The sequence below is a fragment of the Gemmatimonas sp. genome, assembly GCF_031426495.1.
GTDB lineage: Bacteria > Gemmatimonadota > Gemmatimonadetes > Gemmatimonadales > Gemmatimonadaceae > Gemmatimonas.
In genome coordinates, this window is the sequence record NZ_JANPLK010000071.1 from 13,571 (window position 1) to 32,984 (window position 19,414).

The window sequence follows — 19,414 nt, forward strand, 5'->3', positions numbered from 1 at the left end:
GCGTTATTTGGTAGGAATCTTGACGGGCGCGAGGCCCTTGCAGTTACGGAGACAGCGGAACTTCGTGAGCTGCGGATCTGACTCGAATCCAAGGCCGGTAAAGGTGCGCGACGGCTCATTCAGGACGAACGTGCTATCAGTAAAAATCTGATTGCGGACCTGATCGTACACGAGCTGCTGGGACGACAGCCGTTTTCCATCATCGCGAACGACCACGACATCACCGCGCGCATCGAGGCGGGAGAGCCGGAGGTTGTACGTGCCCGCCTTGGCGGTGAGCACGCCATCCCTGATACCCACGGTCGTGTAAAACGTGACGTTCACCCGACGCAGCTCCATCCGTGTGGCGTCGTCGTACGACATGGCGGTGTCCGCGAGTAGCACACCCTTCGAAATGCCTTGGTCGGTCAGAAACGTGCGAAAGCCAAAAATGATCTGATCTGCCGAGTCGGGAATGGCGGTTTTCGTGGCCTTCGCCTTGACCTGTGTCTTGCCTTTTGCGTTCGGGCAGGCGGCGGCAGACAGCACCAGCGCGCTCAGGCTCAACGCGGCAGTTGTGCGCCACTTCATGCCGCGCCCGCCCGCATCAGGTCGTGCAGATGCACGATCCCGACAAGATGCTTCTGCTCATCCAGCACCGGCATCGCCATGATGCCATGCGTCTCCATACGGTGCACCACAGCACTCCCCAGTTCATGAACGTACGCCATCCGTGGCGTGGTGGTCATCACCGACGCCACGGGCACGGACAACACGTCCGCATGGCGCTCGAGCAAACGCGTCAGGTCGCCTGCGGTGACGACCCCGAACACGCAATCATGTTCCACGACCACGACGATTCCGCGACGCTCGGCAAGCAAGATGATGGCCTCGCGCATGGTTGCGGCGCGATCGAGCACCGGCAGATCCGACGACACCATGACGTCGCTGACACGCGTGAGCAACCGCCGACCGAGCGATCCTCCAGGATGAAAGCGGGCGAAATCCTCGGCGCGAAATCCCTTCTCCTCCATCAGCGCGACCGCTAGCGCGTCGCCGAGCGCCATCGTGACGGTGGTACTGGTCGTTGGCGCGAGATCATGCGGGCACGCTTCCTCCCGGACACCAAGATCCAGCGTGACATCGGCGTGCCGTGACAAGCGCGACGAACGCTCGGCCGTCATCGCGATCATGCGCACGCCCAAGCGCGCGAGCGCGTCGATGAGTCCGAGCAACTCCTGACTCTCGCCGCTTTTCGAGATCAGTATGGCGACGTCGTCCGCGCCAACGATACCGAGGTCGCCGTGCACACTCTCCACGGGATGCAGAAACATCGCGGGCGAGCCGGTGGACGTGAACGTCGCGGCCATCTTGCGACCGACCAGACCGGACTTGCCAACGCCGGCAATGATGACGCGTCCACGGCACGCAGCCAACAACTGGACGGCGCGCACGAAGTCGTCGCCCAACACGCGCTCGACATCAGCCAGTGCAGCCGCTTCGAGATGCAGAACGCGGCGCCCGCGCTCGATGATCAGTTCAGCAGTCATGCGTGCGCGTCCTCACGCGCGTGCTCAGGTGCGGACGCAGGAACGCTGCGACTCGCGACATAGCGTTCGACGGCGTCCGTCCACTCGCCTCGAGCGAGAAGGAGCGCCTCCGCGAACTCTCGCACGGCGCCGTGCCCACCGTGCGCGTGCAACTGCAACGCCGCGGTGCGACGCACCTCGGCGACCGCGTTGCCGACGGCGACGGGCAGACCGACGCGACGAAGCACCGCGAGATCGGGAAGGTCGTCACCAACGAACGCGACAGCGTCGAGCGTGCAGTCAAAGTCCTTGGCGATCGCGGTCAGCGCGGGGAGCTTGCGCGCTTCCGGATCCTGCACCACGGCATCGACCCGAAGCTCGCGCGCGCGCTGCGCGACGCTGTCCGACACGCGGCCCGTGATGATGACGACTTTAAGGCCGCAGTCACGGAGCAGCTGAATGCCGAGGCCGTCCTGAATGTCGTAGCGCTTCAGCTCGAACGGCACATCGGCTCCACCCGACTTTGCCGAACCGAGATAGACACCGCCGTCGGTCAGCACGCCATCGACATCGAGACCCACCACGCGGATCCGTCGCGCCAGCGTCGGCTCGATCCGTGGCGCTTCGATGACGAGCGGAGGAAGCACATCGGCCGCAGCCGGAGAAACATCGGCCATCACGAACGCACACGATCCCAAATGTCGACAACACGCGCCATGAGATCCGTCAGCTGATCGAGACGCAGCATGTTCGGACCATCGCTCGGCGCGTGATCCGGATCGGGATGCGTTTCGATGAACAGCCCCTGCGCGCCTGCGGCGATCGCGGCCAGCGTGAGCGGCGGAATGAATTCACGCGCACCGCCACTCGTGCCGCCCGCACCTTGTCCCGGGCGTTGCACGCTGTGCGTGGCGTCGAAGATCACGGGGACATCGCACGACTCGCGCAGGCGCGCAAAGCTGCGCATGTCCACGACCAGATCACCGTAGCCGAAAAAGGTGCCGCGTTCGGTAACGGCCAGCGGGCCCGCTGCCAATGCCGCGAGGGTTGCGCCCGCTTCCACCTTCCGCATCGCCCCCCGCATGCCCTCGGGGTGCATCCACTGCCCCTTCTTCACATTCACCGCCTTTCCGGTTGCTCCGGCGGCCAGCAGCAAGTCGGTCTGTCGACAGAGAAACGCCGGGATCTGCAGCACATCCACCACGTCAGCCGCAACTGCGCACTGCGACGCTTCGTGTACATCGGTGAGAATCGGCAACCCCGTCGCGGCGCGAACACGCTCGAGTGCCGCGAGTCCGGCCTCAAGCCCCGGACCGCGCACGCCGTCGACATTCGAACGATTCGCCTTGTCGAAGCTGGCCTTGAAAATGACGCCACCAGGTACATGTTCGGCCAATCGAGCCAAGGATTCGGCAACGCGCAGGTTGAGCGTGTCATCCTCGAGCTGGCACGGGCCGGCAATGAGAAAGAGACGGTCGGCCGGAAAGAGTGACGTGGTCATGGCAGCGTGGGCGTCGATCACTGATTCACGTGCGCCAATGACGGTTGCACGGCTTGCTCCTGCGCGTGGTGGTGGCGCTCGGCCGCCGCAACGAATCCGGCGAATAGCGGATGCGGACGCAGCGGTCGCGACTGCAATTCCGGGTGGAACTGGCAGCCGATAAAGTACGGATGCCCCGGAAGCTCAATCATCTCTACCAGCGAGTCGTCGGGAGAGAGACCGCTCAAGCGCATGCCGTGCTCGATCAACGAGTCGCGGTACCGGTTCGACACTTCGTAGCGGTGACGATGCCGCTCACTCACCTCAGGCTGTCCGTACACCTCGGCCGCCTTCGACCCGCGCTGCAAACGGCAGGGATACGCGCCGAGGCGCATCGTACCGCCCATATCGGTCACGTCGCGCTGCGAGTCCATCAGCGAAATCACGGGATCCTGGCACTCCGGCGCGAACTCGCTGGAGTGACTGTCGTCGAGCTTCAGCACGTTGCGTGCGAACTCGATGATGGCCACCTGCATGCCAAGGCAGATGCCGAAGAACGGAATCGAAAGCTCGCGCGCCGCACGAATGGCTTCGACCATACCTTCTACGCCGCGCACGCCGAAGCCGCCCGGTACGAGCAGGCCGTGATAATTCAACAGAATCTCGCGCGCCCGTTCCGGTGAGGTGAAGAGATCACTCGACGTCCACGCGAGATCGACGCCGACATCATTCGCGATGCCGCCGTGGATGAGCGCTTCCTGCACGCTCTTATAACTGTCGATGTAATCGGTGTACTTGCCGACGACGCAGATCTTCACGCGCGTATGCGGCTTCGTGATGTGCTGCACCATCGTGCGCCAGTTTGTGAGATCAGGCGTCGGCGCCGTCAGTCGCAGCCGCTCCATCACGCGCTCGGCAAATCCCTGCTGCTCGAACGACAGCGGAATTTCGTAGATCGTCGGCACGTCCGGACTCTCGATCACGGCGCCGAAATCCACGTTGCAGAAGAGCGCGATCTTGCGCTTCACGTCATCCTGCAATGGCTTTTCGCTGCGGCAGATCAGGAAGTCGGGCTGGATACCGATCTCCATGAGCTCGCGCACGGAATGCTGGGTGGGCTTGGTCTTCACTTCACCAGCGGCCGCGATGTACGGCACGAGCGTGAGGTGGACGAAGAGCGCATTCTCCTTGCCCACCTCACGGCGAAACTGGCGGATCGCTTCGAGGAATGGCAGCGATTCGATGTCACCGACCGTGCCACCGACTTCGACGAGCACGACGTCGTTGCCAGGCGCGATCCGCTTCACCGCGCCCTTGATCTCATCGGTGATGTGCGGAATCACCTGCACCGTGGAGCCGAGGTATTCACCACGACGTTCCTTGGTGATCACGTTCGAATAGATGCGTCCCGTTGTGATGTTGTTCGCCTGCGACAGCGGCCGATCGAGAAAGCGCTCGTAGTGCCCGAGATCGAGGTCGGTCTCCGCGCCGTCGTCCGTGACGAACACTTCGCCATGCTGAAACGGCGACATCGTGCCCGGATCGACGTTGAGATACGGATCGAGCTTCATCATCGTCACGCGAAACCCACGTTCGACGAGCAACCGTCCAAGCGACGCGGCGGCGATTCCCTTCCCCAGCGATGACACGACACCACCGGTCACGAAGATGTACTTCGGCGTGGTTGTCTGGTTCGCGTTCGTGCTCTTGGTGGTCATCAGCGTGATCTCGCGCAGGTGGGACAAGGAGACTGTCGCGTCAGGTGCGTCACGACAGGGTATTCGTTGGGGGAGCGTGCCAGCGCAGGTTCGCGCGTTCGAGATCGTCTTCGGTGTCGATGCCGCCTTCGGCCGCGGGCACGTCCGCCACGCCGATCGTGAGACCGTGCGCGAGCGGGCGCAACTGTTCGAGGCGTTCGACGAGTTCCAGCGGATGCGGCGCCCAGCCGACCCACGCCTGCAGGGCTTCGCGTGTATACGCGTACACACCGACGTGCTGACGGGCCAGCGCCTGCTGGGCCCCGGCATCCGCCAGTTCGCGCAAGTACGGAATAGGTGCTCGCGAAAAATAGAGGGCGAGGCCGTCATCGCCACGCACGACTTTCACGACATCGGGTTTCGCGAGCGCCGACGCGGGAATCGGGACGGCAGCCGTCCCGATCGGCGCCCGACCGTCGCGGACGATGGACACGGCGCCGGCCAAGGCTTCGCGTGATACGAAGGGCTCGTCGCCCTGTACGTTCAGAATCACCGAGAAATGCGCAAACTCTGGCCGGGCGGCGACTTCGGCCACCCGATCGGTGCCGCTGGGGTGGTCGTCCCGCGTCATGACTACCGGAATCCCGCGCGATTCGCAGGCAGCAAACACGTCGGGATGATCGGTCGCCACGACCACGTGGTCGCCGATGGCGAGCGCGACGACACGCTGGTAGACCCGAATGATGAGCGGCTCGCCGGCGAGGAGGCGAAGCGGCTTGCGGGGAAGACGGGTCGCGCCAAGGCGCGCCGGGATCACCGCGAGTACTGACATTGTCCTGTTGGACTGGGCGTGGTTGCAGCAAAATTCACGCCAGTTAAGATACGCAGTTTGGCGCCTGAAGGCAAACAGGTCGTTGTTTCACCCTTTCGCTCCCTGCATGCCGACGACTTGGTGGTGGATCGCGTTCAACGCAATGGTGCTCGCCCTACTGGCGATCGACCTCGGCGTCTTCAACCGGAAAGCGCACGCGGTCACGGTCCGCGAGGCGCTGGGATGGAGCGCGGTCTGGATTTCCCTTGCGATCGGCTTCGGGCTCTGGATCGGATCGTCGATGGGCCGCCAGTCGATGCTGGAGTTCTACGCCGGATATCTGGTCGAGCAGGCGCTCTCCGTGGACAACCTGTTCGTCTTCATCCTGATATTTGGTTACTTCCGCATTCCCGCTGAGCTGCAGCACCGGGTGCTCTTTTGGGGCATCATCGGCGCGCTCTTCATGCGCGGGGCCATGATCGGTGCGGGCGCTGTCCTGATCGCCCAGTTCCACTGGATCATCTACCTGTTCGGCGCGTTCCTGGTGTTCACCGGGGCCAAGATGGCATTCGGCGGAGAGAGCGAGATTGAGCCGGAGTCGAATCCGGTCATCCGACTCGTGCGGCGCTTCCTGCCCATCACCACGAAGTTCCACGGCGAGCACTTCTTCGTGCGCGAGGTCATTGACGGCAAGGCGGCCAAGTTGGTCGCCACGCCACTGTTCGTCGTACTGGCGCTCGTAGAAACAACCGACGTGGTGTTCGCCGTGGACTCCATACCGGCAATCTTCGGTATCACGCGGAATCCGTTTCTCGTCTACACGTCGAACGTATTCGCGATTCTCGGCCTCCGTTCGATGTACTTCGTGCTTGCCGGTGTGATCGGCAAGTTCCATCTCCTGAAGTACGGCCTGGCGCTCGTGCTCGCCTTCGTCGGCATGAAGATGCTGCTCTCGGAGATCTGGCCGCTGGGCATCGGTCTTTCCCTCGGCGTTGTCGGGACGCTACTCGTGGGAAGTGTACTGTTGTCGCTGGTGATCAAGCCGAAGGAATCGACCGAGCGGGACGTCGCCACACGCGACGCGCCTTAGACCGGCGCCGTCCGAAACGCGCGTGACATCGTGAGAAAGTTCACCAGCAGCTCACGACCGTGCTCGGTAAGAATCGACTCCGGGTGAAACTGCACGCCCCACACGGGATGCGTGCGATGCTGCAGCGCGTGAATTTCGTCGGCGTCATCGACCGCGACGGCCGTCACCTGCAACTCGGCCGGCAGCGTGGCGCGCTCCACGATAAGTGAGTGGTAGCGCATCACGCCGAACGGCGATGGAATGCCGGCAAACAGGCCCGTCCCGTCGTGCACGAGCTGCGACATCTTGCCGTGCATGACCCGACTGGCCCGCGTGACCACGCCGCCATACGCCTCGCCGATCGCCTGATGGCCCAGACACACGCCGAGCAACGGAATTTCCCCGCCGTAGCGACGGATCACGTCAACCGAAATGCCGGCCTCGCGCGGCGAGCAGGGCCCCGGCGATACGACGATGGCATCGGGTGCCATCGCGCCCACCTGATCGACGGTCAGGGCGTCGTTGCGGTGCACCTCGAGCGTTTCACCGAGCTCGCCGAAGTACTGCACGAGGTTGTACGTAAACGAATCGTAGTTGTCGATGACGAGCAGCATGGACGTCGAGGTCAGGGGCGCGGGTGGAACTGGCGGTGCACGCTTCGAAGATACTCGCGATCCACGTGGGTGTAGATCTGGGTCGTAGCGATATCGGCGTGGCCGAGCATTTCCTGCACGGCGCGGAGGTCGGCGCCGCCTTCGAGCAGGTGGGTCGCGAAGGAGTGCCGCAGGGTGTGCGGGGAGACGGGTTTCTCAATCCCGGCCATCGTGACGTACTTCCGGAGGATCTTCCACGCCCCCATGCGCGTGAGCGGCTTCCCCTGGCCATTGAGGAACAGGAGGCCCTTCCCTTCTCCGCGCTCGAGCACCGGGCGCAGCTCGCGGACGTACACGGCGACGGCGCCGATCGCGGATCGACCGATGGGCACCAAACGCTCCTTGCTGCCTTTGCCCAGCACGCGCACGAGACCCTCTTCGAGGAGCACGTCCTTGAGTGCCAGGCCGATCCACTCCGACACGCGGAGGCCGGCGCCATAGGCCAACTCCAGCATCGCGCGGTCGCGGAACGCGAGCCGCTCATCGAGGCCGGGCGCGGCGAGCAGCTTCAGCACATCCTCGACGCTGAGCACTTCCGGCAGCGTGCGGAATCGTGCCGGCGTGTCGAGTCGTTCGGTGGGGTCGTGCGTCACCAATCCTTCGGCCAACATGATGCGGAACCACGTGCGCAGCGCCGAGATGTTCCGGCGGATCGACGTGCCGGCGAGCCCGAGATCCTTCAGGTGATACACGAACTCACGCAGCACGCCTGGGGTGATCTCCCTCGCTTCGGTGATACCCTGCGCTCGCATGAACGCCGCACAGCGTATCACGTCCCGACGGTAGGCCTCGATCGTGCGCGGCGATGCCCCTTCTTCGAGGGCCAGCGCATCCTCGAACGCGAGGAGATGGAATCCTCGACGCAGGGCCTGCTCCTCGGGTGAGGGGATCGGCACGGGTGCCGTCACCGCCGACCTCTCGTTCGCCGCCACCACACGGTGCCCACGACCACGACAACGATTGCCGCCGCCACCAGGCCGACCGTGCGCTGCTGTCCGGCGATCCGCGCCAACAGGGCATCGGCGTTCGCGCCCGCACGAAAGGCCAGGACGCACACCAACCCGTACCACGCACCGGACGCCAACGACATCGCGAGCAGGGCGCGCACCGCGCCGATACCCATCGCACCCGCGAGTGGCGGCACCACGGCCCGTACACCGGGAAGAAATCGGCTCACCACCACGGCCAGCACTCCCTGCGTCTTGAAACGCTCGGTGATGCGTTGAGTTGCGCCGGCCGGAAACAGCGAGGGAAATCGCTGCATGAGCCACGGGAGTCCGAAGCGATGCCCCAGTCCGTACATCATCATGGCACCGCCGATATTGCCGATCATCGTTGCGGTCCAGACACCGACGGCGCTGCCATTCCCGCGCGCCGCCACGAACGCGCCAAGCGCGATCACCGTATCCGCCGGCAGCGGCGGAAAGATGTTCTCCGCGAAGGCCGCCAGAATGAGCGCGCCGTACAGCAGCGGCTCTGGCAGCGAGGAGAGCCACGCGAGGATGTCGGTCATGCACCCACCCGATGCATGGGCGATGCCGCGGCCGTCGAGCGAATCAGCGGCGCGGCAGGACGGTCGCGGTGGCCATCACGGCCAGCCCTTCCTCGCGCCCGATCCATCCCATCGACTCGTTGGTCTTACCCTTCACGAACACCTCGATGTTTGTGACGCCGAGCAGCGCCGCGAGCCGTGCCCTGATGGCGGCACGATGCGGACCGATCTTGGGACGTTGCGTCACCACCGTGATGTCGACATTGCCTACGCGCCAGCCGGCTTGGTGGAGTCGCGCCACGGCGGCGGATAACATCACCGTGGAATCCTTGCCTTTGTGGGCGGCATCGGTGTCGGGAAACATCTCGCCGATGTCACCGAGCGCCGCTGCGCCGAGCAGCGCGTCCGTTACGGCGTGACAGATGGCGTCGCCATCGGAGTGACCAGCGCAGTGCATGTCGGCCGGAATGTCGATGCCGCCAAGTCGCATGGGGCCGCCCTCACCGAACCGGTGCGAGTCATATCCGATGCCCACGCGTACGGGCAGCGCTGTGCTCACGCTGCCACCGTCGCGTGGGCCTGCGCGCCACTGGCGATGAGCGAATAATCCTGACGGCGCCGCGCGGGCGTGAACCCGGCGTCTCGAATGAGGCGGTCGAGTTCATCGACCGTCGTGCGATGGGTCGTGTTGGCTGCGGAAACGACGTTCTCTTCGATCATCAACGAGCCAAAATCGTTGCAGCCGTAGTTGAGCGCCATCTGGCCGACCTTCATGCCCATCGTCACCCAGCTCGACTGCAGATTCGGCACATTGTCGAGCACGATGCGCGACATTGCCACCGTCCGCAGATACGTGACCGCATCGGTCTTGGGCATGTGCGACATCGAGGGCGTGTTCTCTGGCTGCAACGGCCACGTGATGAACGCCGTGAAGCCGCCGGTACGCGCCTGCAGATCGCGCACGCGCTGCAGGTGTTCGATGCGCTCCGCGAGCGTCTCGCCGATGCCGTACATCATCGTCACGGAGGTCTTCATACCCTCGTTGTGCGCGAGCTCCATGATCTCGAGCCAGCGGTCGGCGCCGGCCTTCTTGGGCGCCACGATGTCACGCACCCGCTGCACGAGGATCTCGCCGCCGCCGCCCGGGATCGAATCGAGACCGGCCGCCCTGAGTTCGCGAATCACGTCACGTGCCTCCATACGGAAACGCGTCGCAAAGAAATCGACTTCGCTGGGTGAGAAACCATGAATGTGGATCGGATGGTGTTGCTTGATATAGCGCATCAGATCCAGATACCACTCAAACGGGATGTACGGGTTGTGCCCACCCTGAATCAGGATCTGCACACCGCCGAGTGCCTTCGTCTCCTCGATCTTCTCGCCAATCTGCTCGAAGGAGAGGGTGTACCCTTCCCCGTGCTTCGGACGACGATAGAAGGCACAGAATCCGCAGTCGGCCACACACACGTTCGTGTAGTTGATGTTGCGGTCGACGATGTACGTGACCACGCCATGGGGATGCTTCGCCTGTCGCACGCGATCGGCTTCCATGCCGAGTTCGAGCAGCGGAGCATTGGTATAGAAATCGAGAAGGTCACGCATGGATGATTCTCTTGCGACCGGCAGCACACAGGAAGTCGATCACGCAGCGGGCAGAAAGGCGAGCGTGCCATCAGGCACGCGCCCTGCCAGTACGAGTCGACGGAAGAATTCGGTGAGGCCCGCGAGATGCGGGTACGACAAACGGTAATCCAATCCCGAGAAGTACTCGGCACAAGCTTCGCGCGACACGCCGGTGGCCAGGGCCGCCTGCGCCGTCAGCTGATCGATATGCAGCAAGCCCCAGTCGCGTGACGCGATCAACGAGGCATGCGCCGACAACGCCTCGTGCATCGGCGCGCCACGCTGCGCGACCCAGACCGCGAAGACGAACGGGAGTCCAGTCCACGATTTCCAGACCTCGCCCAGATCCTCACGAAACGGGTAGCGCATCGCCCACGCCCCGCCGCGATTGGCCTGATCGAAGAGCTTGAGCGCCGCGTCGCCGATCACCAGTCGCGCCTCATGCGGCTCATCCTCGAAGCGGTCGACGTCGGCCAGCTCGGCATCGCCAAGCACGAACTCGGGACGGCAGCGCCACACGTTCTCGAACAACAGTTCAAGCAGTGCCACCGACGTCATGGAGCTGCGACTCACGATCACTTTGCGTCCGCCGAGCTCAGGCGGCGGGCGCTTGCTGAACAGCATGACGCTCCGCACGGGACCGTCGCTCGTGATGCCGAGCTCGGGCAGCAGCAGATAGCGCTTCGCGTCGCGCGCATACTCAACGGCGGAGACTACGCTCACATCGAGCGCACCGTCGGCCATCAACCGGTTGAGCACGGTGGGGATACCCGTGATCAAACTGCCGTCGAGTGGCACGATCCCACGATCGATCGCGCCGTACACGGGAAAGCAGTTGATGTATGGGATGCGCCCGACGCGCAGCATGACGTTCAGCCCACCGCGCCAGCGAGCGGCTCGGTCGATTCGTCGATCGCGCCGGTCTCGTCGGGGGCGAATTCGCGCAGAACGCGATAGAACGAATCACGTTCGGCCGGCGCCTTGCCCGCACCGCGAATGAGGCCGAGCAGCTGCGGCAGCGTCATGCCCTGCGGTGTGTGCGCGCCGACCGCGTGGTAGATCTTCTCGCGCACGACCGTGCCTTCGATGTCGTTCACGCCAAAATGCAGCGAGATCTGCGACACCGGCGTCGACACCATGATCCAATGCGACTTGATGTGCTCGAAGTTGTCGAGGAAGAGTCGGCCGACCGCGAGGTTGCGCAGATCGTCGAAGCCGGTGGTCGCGGTGCCTTCGCGGCCGAGCGTCTTCCCGAGCTCATTGTCGTCGGGATGATACGCGAGCGGGATGTATGCGAGGAAGCCGCCGGTTTCATCCTGCAGCTCACGCAGCATGTTGAGATGCTGCATACGATCCTCGATCGTTTCCACGTGTCCGTACAGCATCGTGCAGTTCGATCGGATGCCGAGTTTGTGCGCCGTGCGATGCACGTCGATGTAGTCGGCACCGCCGAGCTTCTTGTCCGCGATGACGTGACGGACGGCGGCACTGAACGTCTCCGCGCCGCCGCCGGGCAGCGTGTCGAGACCGGCCTCACGCAGCGCGATCAGCACGTCTTCGCGGCTCATCTTTTCAATGCGCGCGATGTGGGCGATCTCGACGGCCGTGAGCGCCTTGATGTGCACCTGCGGGTGCCGTGCTTTGAGCGCCCGGAACATCGACTGGTAGTACTCGAGTCCCGCCTCCATATCGAGACCGCCGACGATGTGGAACTCGCGGGTGATGGAACCGTCGGCGCGATCGGATTCGGCGAGCACCTGCTCGATGCTGTAGCGATAGGCCCCTTCTTCCTTGGGCAATCGCGCATACCCGCAGAACACGCACGTCTTGCGCAAGACGCAGACGTTGGTGGGGTTGATGTGCTGATTCGATGCGAAGGTGACGCGGTCCCCGTGACGGGCACGGTTGGCCGCGTCGGCCATGGCGCCTACGCCGAGCAGGTCGGGGGAGCGGAACAGGGTGACACCATCGGCGATGGACAGCCGCTCACCGGCGCGCAGCTTCTCCCCGATGGGGCGCAGCGCGGGATCACGGAGTCGATCGAGATCGAACGGAATAGTGACAGGCATCAGGGCGTACTCGGGCAAGTGCGCGAACCATTCGCGCGGACCTTCACCTCGATGAACGCCCCGACGGGCCTAGTCGTGCCACCGTCGGAGTGCAATCGAGACGTTGTGACCACCGAACCCCGAGCTGTTCGAGATCGCGACATTCACCGGCCGCGCGCGTGGCGTGTTCGGGGTGTAGTCGAGAACGCACTCGGGATCAGGAGTCGCGTAGTTGATCGTGGGGGGAACCATGTTGTCGCGCATCGCCAAGGCACAGGCGATGAACTCCACCGAACCCGCCGCACCGAGCATGTGTCCAGTGGCCGACTTGGTCGAGCTGACCGACAGCACGTGCGCGTGGTCGCCGAACACCGCCTGGATGCCCTTGGACTCGTTGGGATCGTTGAGCGGCGTGGACGTGCCGTGGGCGTTGATGTAGTCGACATCCGTCGGCGCGAGGCCGCCGTCCTTCAGCGCGCCGCGCATGGCCCGTTGGAGCCCCTCGTGCGCGTCCGGCTGCCCGGTGAGGTGGTACGCGTCACCCGTGGCGCGGTAGCCGACGATCTCGCCATAAATGCGCGCACCGCGGCGCCGGGCATGCTCGAGTTCCTCAAGTACCACCACCCCGGAGCCCTCGCCCATCACGAACCCATCGCGGTCCTTGTCGAACGGTCGCGACGCGGTGGACGGCGAATCATTGCGCGTCGAGAGGGCGCCCATATTGGCGAAACCACCGATCGACATGGGCGTGACGGCCGCCTCGGAACCGCCGGCAAACATCACGTCCGCATCGCCATACTGAATGATCCGGAACGCATCGCCGATCGCGTGCGCGCTCGAGGCACAGGCGGATACGGTGGCGTAATTGGGGCCCTTTGCCTGCAGCCGCATCGACACGATGCCAGCAGCGATATCGCCGATGAACATCGGAATGAAAAACGGCGAAATCTTGCTCGGACCCAGCGTGCGGTAAACATCGTGCTGGTCTTCGAAGCTCCGAATCCCGCCGATTCCGCTTCCGATGATGACGCCCATCGTTTCCGGGTCAATGGTCCCCGGAGCGATGCCCGCGTCAGCCGCCGCCTGTACGGAGGCGGCGACGGCGTACTGTGCATACACATCCGCGCGCTTCGCTTCCTTGCGGTCCATGTACGCGAGCGGGTCGAACTGCTTGACCTCGCACGCGAACCGCACGGAGTACTTGGACGCATCGAACTTCGTGATATCAGCGCCCCCGGACACTCCCGAGAGCAAGGACCGCCAGGTCGTCGCCACGTCGTTGCCGACCGGCGTAACGGCACCAAGCCCCGTAACGACGACCCGCCGCCGCATTAGCCGGCGACCTTCGCCTCAAGGTAGGCCACCGCATCGCCGACCGTGCGGAGCTTCTCGGCATCCTCATCGGGGATATCGATGTTGAACTCCTTCTCGAACTCCATGACCAGTTCGACGATGTCGAGCGAGTCAGCGCCGAGGTCTTCGATGAAGCTCGCCTCGGGCGTGAGCTTCTCGCGCTCCACTCCGAGCTCCTTTTCGATGATATCCTTGATCTTCGACGCGTGATCCGACATAGGAACGATCCTCTGGGATGTTGGAGTAGTTAAGAGTGGGGAACTTAGCCATGCGGGGGCGTCGCTGGGAGGGCTTGACGGCAAGAACCGCAAAGTCCTTCCCGAGCCGGCCCGCGAACCTACATGACCATACCGCCGTCCACCACGAACACCTGACCGGTCACATAACTGGTCAAGTCTGAAGCGAGCACAGCCACCATGCTCGCGATGTCCTCGGCGCTGCCGAGGCGCTCGAGCGGAATGCCCGCACTGAGCGCACTGCGGGCCTCCGGTGTCATCGCCGCCGTCATATCGGTGTCGATGAAGCCGGGAGCCACCACGTTGGCCAGGATGTTTCGCGACGCGAGCTCCTTGGCGATCGACTTGGTCATGCCGATTAAGCCCGCCTTGCTCGCCGCGTAATTCGCCTGCCCCTTGTTGCCGATCAAGCCGACCACACTGGCCACGTTCACGATGCGGCCGTAGCGGCGCTTCATCATGCCGCGCGAGGCGGCACGACACGTCGCGAAAGCGCCGCGCAGATTCGCGTTGATCACCGCGTCCCAGTCGTCGTCCTTGATGCGGATCAGCAGGTTGTCGCGCGTCAGGCCCGCGTTGTTGACCAAAATGTCGAGCTGCCCGAAATCCTTCTCGACGGCCTCCACCAGCGCGATGGCCTGCGCCGTCTCTGACACGTCGGCCGCGTAGCCCCGCGTCTCGACACCGGTCCGGGCGGCGATCTCCTGTGCGGCGGCGTCGGCGCGGGCCTGATCACGTCCTGTGACCGCCACGCGCGCGCCGGCCATCGCCAGGGTCGTGGCGATGGCGCGACCAATACCCCGGGTGGAGCCGGTGACCAGCGCCACGCGCCCGGTCAGATCGATGCGAAGGCCGCTCATGAGGCAGTCGTTGGATTGGAGTTCGACAACGTCACGCGGGTTTACCGGCGAGGTCCAGCAACTTTTCGACCTCAGCGACGGTCCCGCACGCAAGAGTCTTCACCGCCGGGGCGAGGCGGCGCAGTAGGCCGGTCAGCACCGCGCCGCTGCCGATCTCGACGAAGGTCGCGTCCGGGTACTGCTCGACCAGCAAGCGACTGAGGCGCGTCCACTGAACCGGCGCGGTGAGCTGCTGCACGAGCAGCTCGCACGCGACGCTGGCCGACGTGACGGGCATCGCGTTGACGTTCGCCACGACGGGCACCTGTGGATCGCTCCACGATTCCGCGGCCAGCGCGTCGCTGAGTCCTGCCACGGCCGGCTCCATGAGCGGCGAATGGAACGCACCGCTGACTGGCAGCGGGAGGCAGCGCTTGGCGCCCGCTTCCTTGGCCAGCTCCATCGCACGTTCGACACCGGCGACCTCACCGGAAATCACCACCTGTTCATCGCTGTTGTAATTGGCCGGCACCACCATGCCGCGCTCGGCGGTGGCCTGACGGCAGATGTCGTCGATGGACGACGTGAGCACGCCCAGGATTGCGGCCATGGCTCCCGGCCGCACCACGCCCTGCTCGTACATCAGCGTGCCGCGCCGGCGCACGATGCGCGCCGCGGCCGCGACGTCAATTGCCCCGGCCACGTGGTAGGCCGAGAACTCGCCCAACGAGTGGCCGGCCGCCGCCCGCACCTGCGGACCGATGACGCTCTTCACCACGGCCCACACGGCGGCGCTGTGCGCCAGCAATGCCGGCTGTGCGTTCAGGGTGCGCGTGAGTTCGTCAGACGGCCCTTCGAATGCGAGCGTCGAAATGAACGCCCCGACGGCGTCGTCGACCGCCTGAAAGACCTCGCGAGCGGCGGGAAAGGCCTCGGAGAGATCCTTGCCCATGCCCACCTTCTGCGACCCCTGACCAGGCAGCAGCAGCACGTATTCCATGTGGTTCCGGATTGCGAGTTCGGAGGGCGTGGCGCTCAGAAGCGAGCGACCAGCGATCCCCACGTGAAGCCGGCGCCGAAGGCCGCGAAGAGCACGGTTGATCCTTCCTTCACGCGTCCCTGCTCTACCGCATCGCTCAGCGCGATCGGGATCGAGGCCGCCGAGGTGTTGCCGAAGCGATCGACGTTGACGAACACCTTGTCCATCGAGATGCCGGCATGCTTGGCCGTGGCCTCGATGATGCGCACGTTTGCCTGATGGGGAATGAGTAGATCGACGTCGGCCGCCGTGATCCGCGCGATGTCGAGCGCCCGATCGGTCGCTTCGGCCATCGACCGCACGGCGTGCTTGAACACTTCGCGGCCGGCCATGCGCACATAGTGCCGCTTCTGCTCGAACACTTCGGGCGAGAACGGCTCCGCGCCGCCGCCCGCCGGACGCCACAGCAGTTCGGCGAGCGCACCATCAGAGCGCATGAACGACGACAACACGCCCTTGGTCCCGCCCCGCTCCTTGTTGCGGCGCAGCACGGTCGCACCGGCGCCATCCGCAAACAAAATGCAGGTATTCCGATCGGTCCAATCGACGATCGTGCTGAGCATCTCCGCGCCGATGACCAGCACCGTATCGGCCGATCCGCTGGCGATGAGCGACTCACCCATGATCGCGCCATACAGCCACCCCGAACAGGCAGCCGAGATGTCAAAGGCTGCGGCTCGCGTGCATCCGAGTGCCGTCTGAATCTCGACGGCCGTCGCCGGCAGCAGGTGATCCGGCGACGCGGTGCCGAGGATGATGACATCGATCTCGCCAGGCTGCACGCCGGCGCGCGCCATGGCCATGCGCGAGGCTTCGGCCGAGAGCGACGTCAGCGTCTCGCCGTCTTTGGCGATGTGACGCTGCTTGATGCCGGTCCGATCGACAATCCAGTCATCATTCGTTTCGAGCCCCATCGCTGCGATGTCAGCGTTGGTCATGATGTTTTTCGGCACGGCGTGACCTGTGCCGGCGATGTAGGCGATCGGACGCTTCATGCGGCGTTCCCAGACGTAGTGGGCATGGATTCCGAGAGGCGACGACCGATCTCGTCGGTCATGCCGGACTCGTACGCGCGGAGCGCAACCATGATGGCGTTTTCCATGGCGCGTGGCGAACTCTTGCCGTGCGAAATGATGCTGACGCCGCGCACACCGAGCAACGGCGCGCCACCCTGCTCCTCGACGTCGAGCTGCGTGAGCGAGCGAGCGATTTCGCGGGCGTCGAGCCCGGCCACTTTCGCGACCATCCCGATGAGCATAGGTCCGATGCTCTCGTAGAACTTGAGCAGCACGTTCCCGGTGAAGCCATCGCAGACCACGACGTCGATGACACCGCGATCGCAGCGCCCGTTGGGAAGGTCGCGACCCTCGACATTCCCGAGGAAGTTGAGCCCCGACGCGAGCAGTCGCTGGTGCGCGTCTTTCACGGCCGCATTGCCCTTCTCGGCCTCTTCCCCAACAGACAGGAGACCGACCGCCGGATTGTCGCGACCGAGCAGCGCACGCGCGTAGACGGTGCCGATGCGCGCGAACTGCACCAGTTCCTCGGGCGAGCAATCCATGTTCGCGCCAGAATCGAGCACCAGGATGGGGTCTTTCGCCGTGGGAAAGATGGTGCCGATGGCCGGGCGCGTGAGGCCGGTGTGCAGCTTGAGGTGCACGAGCGACGCGGCCATCTGCGCGCCAGTGTTACCGGCCGAGACGAAACCGTGTGCGTGACCGTCAGCGACGCGCTTGATGCCGACGACCATGGAGCTGTTGGTCTTGCCTCGAAGGGCGACGGTCGGCTTGTCGGTCATGGCGATCACCTCAGGCGCGTCGACGATCACAATGCGATCACGGACGCGCGCCAGCGGGGCGAAATCGCCGCGCAAGAGCGCGTCGAGTTCCGCCTCGATGACCAAGGACTGTCCTACGAGTTCGATGTGATGCTGCGAGGGCAGCGCTCCAAGCGCTTGGAGTGCGCCGGCGATGGGGGCCCGGGGGGCAAAGTCACCCCCCATGGCATCCACGGCGATGCGCGCCAAACTTACGCTTCCTGCGCAGTTACCCGCTGCTCACCCGCATAAAACCCACACTCGTTGCACACGCGGTGCGGGCGCTTCATCGTACCGCACTGCGGGCACGACTGAATGACGATGGCGGGCGCGACCTTATGGGTGTTGCGGGCGCGCTTCCGCCGCTTAGATGTGCGGCGCTTCGGTACGGCCATGGGACTCTGACCTGAACGTTCGAGACGAGAAGAACCGTTTAGGCGTCGGAACCACGCAGATCGCGCAGTCCGGCCCAACGGGGATCAGTTGAGGGAGCACAGAGGCATGCTCCCGTATTGCGATCGGCACCACAGGTCGCGCAGAAGCCCTGACACTCTTCCCGGCAGAGCGCGAATGCCGGAACGGCCAAGAGCCATTCCTCACGCACTGCTGGACGGATGTCGAGCTCTCGCGCCCCAGCGGGGATCGGAAACACGTCCTGTTCGTCTGCGTCGTCGAGACCCGACTCCGCAAACAGCATGTGCACGTCTTCCGATACAGCGACGGTCACTTCGCACAGGCAACGCCTGCACTCAGCCACTGCCGCCCCTTCCAGCCGGCCGCTCAGATAAAAGCGACCGTGACCTGCAGCAGAGAGTCGGCCGGTTACATGCACACCGGCACCAGCCGGGCGCGTGTCGTCCGCCTCCCACACCGGATCCGATGTGTCGAGCACTCCGTCCACGCTCTCCGCACGGGCTTCCAGACTCCGGATGTCAAAGCACAGCATAGCCGTGTAACGTAGAGCGGGAGGCCCTCAGACACAAGGGCTCCCGCTCCCTTTTTCCACCACGGCCGGTGCGTCCAAGTAACGCACCGACCACAAGTTAGGCGATCCTGCCGCTCAGCTGGCGAGGACGTCCGTGCCGGCGAAGAAGAACGCCGCTTCGATCGCCGCATTCTCATCGGAGTCGGATGCGTGAATCGCGTTCCGTCCCTTCGACTCGGCATACAGCTTCCGCACGGTGCCGTCGGCCGCTTCGGCCGGGTCGGTGGCGCCGATCACGGTGCGCAGTGTGGCCACCGCGTCATCGCGCTCGAGCACCAGCGGCATGCACGGCCCGCTGGTCATGAATTCCACGAGCTCGCCGAAAAAGCCTCGCTCGCGGTGGACGCCATAAAACTCACCCGCCTGCGCGGTGGTGAGGTGCATGACGCGCGCGGCCTTGATGGTGAAGCCCGACTTCTCGAGCAGCGCAATGATGAGGCCGGCCTTGCCATTGGCAAAGGCGTCCGGCTTGACGATGGTAAGGGTGCGACGACCAGCCATGGTTACGATCCGATCAATTTGCGAACGATGTCACCCCGCGTGAGAAAGCCGACCAGTCGGCCATCCTTCACGACGGGAACACGGTCGACGTCCTTGTTGAGCATCAGGGAAGCCACCTCGGCCAGCGGCTGTTCCGGTGCGACGCAGAGGACCTGACGGGTCATGAGGTCGCGCACAGTTCGACGGGCTGTCGATGGCGGCGGCGACGCCGAAGCACCGCCCGCGCGCGGAAGATAATGGCTGAGCAGGTCGCGCAGCAGTTCG

Annotated in this window: 24 protein-coding genes; 1 reads left to right on the top strand and 23 read right to left on the bottom strand. The window is 64.5% G+C overall.

The genetic code is table 11. The annotated features are described in order from the left end of the window. Positions 1-3 precede the first annotated feature (3 nt). Genes lptC through kdsB form a run of 6 tightly spaced genes read right to left on the bottom strand, consistent with a single transcriptional unit; the run spans position 4 to position 5,517 of the window. Positions 4-570 carry an LPS export ABC transporter periplasmic protein LptC gene (gene lptC / locus RMP10_RS17595; protein WP_310571457.1) on the bottom strand — a complete coding sequence of 189 codons (567 nt, stop codon included), beginning with the start codon at positions 568-570 and terminating at the stop codon, positions 4-6. Next, positions 567-1,529 (bottom strand): KpsF/GutQ family sugar-phosphate isomerase, encoded by a 963-nt coding sequence (locus RMP10_RS17600; protein WP_310571458.1) that lies wholly within the window; start codon positions 1,527-1,529, stop codon positions 567-569. Before RMP10_RS17600 ends, lptC begins: the two co-directional genes overlap by 4 nt. Then, a complete protein-coding gene (locus tag RMP10_RS17605) occupies positions 1,526-2,185 on the bottom strand; it encodes an HAD hydrolase family protein (protein WP_310571459.1) in 660 nt (219 codons plus the stop codon). Before RMP10_RS17605 ends, RMP10_RS17600 begins: the two co-directional genes overlap by 4 nt. Continuing rightward, positions 2,185-3,009 (bottom strand): 3-deoxy-8-phosphooctulonate synthase, encoded by an 825-nt coding sequence (gene kdsA / locus RMP10_RS17610; RefSeq protein WP_310571460.1) that lies wholly within the window; start codon positions 3,007-3,009, stop codon positions 2,185-2,187. The genes RMP10_RS17605 and kdsA overlap by 1 nt, the downstream gene beginning before the upstream one ends. 17 nt (positions 3,010-3,026) lie before the next feature. After that, entirely contained in the window at positions 3,027-4,706 is a 1,680-nt protein-coding gene (locus RMP10_RS17615; RefSeq protein ID WP_310571461.1) for a CTP synthase, read from the bottom strand. A gap of 49 nt (positions 4,707-4,755) precedes the next feature. After that, positions 4,756-5,517, bottom strand: coding sequence for a 3-deoxy-manno-octulosonate cytidylyltransferase (kdsB, locus tag RMP10_RS17620; RefSeq protein ID WP_310571462.1), 762 nt, complete (start codon positions 5,515-5,517; stop codon positions 4,756-4,758). A 106-nt stretch (positions 5,518-5,623) separates the two neighbouring features. On the opposite strand from kdsB, the gene RMP10_RS17625 reads away from it, so the two are divergent. Continuing rightward, positions 5,624-6,586: a TerC family protein gene (locus tag RMP10_RS17625; protein WP_310571463.1), complete on the top strand. Its 963-nt coding sequence runs from the start codon at positions 5,624-5,626 to the stop codon at positions 6,584-6,586. Here the strand turns inward: RMP10_RS17625 and RMP10_RS17630 are convergent. The 17 genes from RMP10_RS17630 to RMP10_RS17710 form a co-directional block, all read right to left on the bottom strand. After that, complete coding sequence (locus tag RMP10_RS17630; protein WP_310571464.1) at positions 6,583-7,179, bottom strand: aminodeoxychorismate/anthranilate synthase component II; 597 nt, start codon at positions 7,177-7,179, stop codon at positions 6,583-6,585. The genes RMP10_RS17625 and RMP10_RS17630 overlap by 4 nt on opposite strands. 11 nt (positions 7,180-7,190) lie before the next feature. After that, positions 7,191-8,126, bottom strand: coding sequence for a site-specific tyrosine recombinase XerD (gene xerD, locus RMP10_RS17635; protein WP_310571465.1), 936 nt, complete (start codon positions 8,124-8,126; stop codon positions 7,191-7,193). Next, positions 8,123-8,731, bottom strand: coding sequence for a VTT domain-containing protein (locus tag RMP10_RS17640; protein WP_310571466.1), 609 nt, complete (start codon positions 8,729-8,731; stop codon positions 8,123-8,125). The genes xerD and RMP10_RS17640 overlap by 4 nt, the downstream gene beginning before the upstream one ends. Before the next feature lie 43 nt (positions 8,732-8,774). After that, positions 8,775-9,269 (bottom strand): 2-C-methyl-D-erythritol 2,4-cyclodiphosphate synthase, encoded by a 495-nt coding sequence (gene ispF, locus RMP10_RS17645; protein ID WP_310571467.1) that lies wholly within the window; start codon positions 9,267-9,269, stop codon positions 8,775-8,777. Further along, positions 9,266-10,312 carry a cyclic dehypoxanthinyl futalosine synthase gene (mqnC, locus tag RMP10_RS17650; RefSeq protein ID WP_310571468.1) on the bottom strand — a complete coding sequence of 349 codons (1,047 nt, stop codon included), beginning with the start codon at positions 10,310-10,312 and terminating at the stop codon, positions 9,266-9,268. The genes ispF and mqnC overlap by 4 nt, the downstream gene beginning before the upstream one ends. A gap of 39 nt (positions 10,313-10,351) precedes the next feature. Then, on the bottom strand, positions 10,352-11,200 hold the full coding sequence (locus RMP10_RS17655) for a menaquinone biosynthesis protein (protein ID WP_310571469.1): 849 nt from the start codon (positions 11,198-11,200) through the stop codon (positions 10,352-10,354). A 5-nt stretch (positions 11,201-11,205) separates the two neighbouring features. Continuing rightward, entirely contained in the window at positions 11,206-12,402 is a 1,197-nt protein-coding gene (locus RMP10_RS17660; protein WP_310571470.1) for a CofH family radical SAM protein, read from the bottom strand. A gap of 69 nt (positions 12,403-12,471) precedes the next feature. Beyond that, positions 12,472-13,713, bottom strand: coding sequence for a beta-ketoacyl-ACP synthase II (fabF, locus tag RMP10_RS17665; RefSeq protein ID WP_310571471.1), 1,242 nt, complete (start codon positions 13,711-13,713; stop codon positions 12,472-12,474). Beyond that, entirely contained in the window at positions 13,713-13,952 is a 240-nt protein-coding gene (locus RMP10_RS17670) for an acyl carrier protein (RefSeq protein ID WP_171224495.1), read from the bottom strand. The genes fabF and RMP10_RS17670 overlap by 1 nt, the downstream gene beginning before the upstream one ends. Before the next feature lie 119 nt (positions 13,953-14,071). Further along, positions 14,072-14,830 (bottom strand): 3-oxoacyl-[acyl-carrier-protein] reductase, encoded by a 759-nt coding sequence (fabG, locus tag RMP10_RS17675; protein ID WP_309669215.1) that lies wholly within the window; start codon positions 14,828-14,830, stop codon positions 14,072-14,074. Between the two features lie 31 nt (positions 14,831-14,861). After that, positions 14,862-15,809: an ACP S-malonyltransferase gene (gene fabD / locus RMP10_RS17680; protein ID WP_310571472.1), complete on the bottom strand. Its 948-nt coding sequence runs from the start codon at positions 15,807-15,809 to the stop codon at positions 14,862-14,864. A 35-nt stretch (positions 15,810-15,844) separates the two neighbouring features. Beyond that, the gene (locus RMP10_RS17685) at positions 15,845-16,843 is read right to left on the bottom strand and encodes a beta-ketoacyl-ACP synthase III (RefSeq protein ID WP_309669217.1); all 999 of its coding nucleotides are present in this window, start codon (positions 16,841-16,843) and stop codon (positions 15,845-15,847) included. Beyond that, positions 16,840-17,874, bottom strand: coding sequence for a phosphate acyltransferase PlsX (gene plsX / locus RMP10_RS17690; RefSeq protein ID WP_310571473.1), 1,035 nt, complete (start codon positions 17,872-17,874; stop codon positions 16,840-16,842). Before plsX ends, RMP10_RS17685 begins: the two co-directional genes overlap by 4 nt. Positions 17,875-17,876: 2 nt before the next feature. Next, positions 17,877-18,059 (bottom strand): 50S ribosomal protein L32, encoded by a 183-nt coding sequence (gene rpmF / locus RMP10_RS17695; RefSeq protein ID WP_171224491.1) that lies wholly within the window; start codon positions 18,057-18,059, stop codon positions 17,877-17,879. Positions 18,060-18,097: 38 nt separating this feature from the next. Next, positions 18,098-18,556 (bottom strand): DUF177 domain-containing protein, encoded by a 459-nt coding sequence (locus RMP10_RS17700; protein ID WP_310571474.1) that lies wholly within the window; start codon positions 18,554-18,556, stop codon positions 18,098-18,100. Positions 18,557-18,724: 168 nt separating this feature from the next. After that, the gene (gene ndk / locus RMP10_RS17705) at positions 18,725-19,150 is read right to left on the bottom strand and encodes a nucleoside-diphosphate kinase (RefSeq protein ID WP_309669396.1); all 426 of its coding nucleotides are present in this window, start codon (positions 19,148-19,150) and stop codon (positions 18,725-18,727) included. A gap of 2 nt (positions 19,151-19,152) precedes the next feature. Further along, a partial coding sequence (locus RMP10_RS17710) for a CBS domain-containing protein (RefSeq protein ID WP_310571475.1) occupies positions 19,153-19,414 on the bottom strand: 262 nt, incomplete at its 5' end.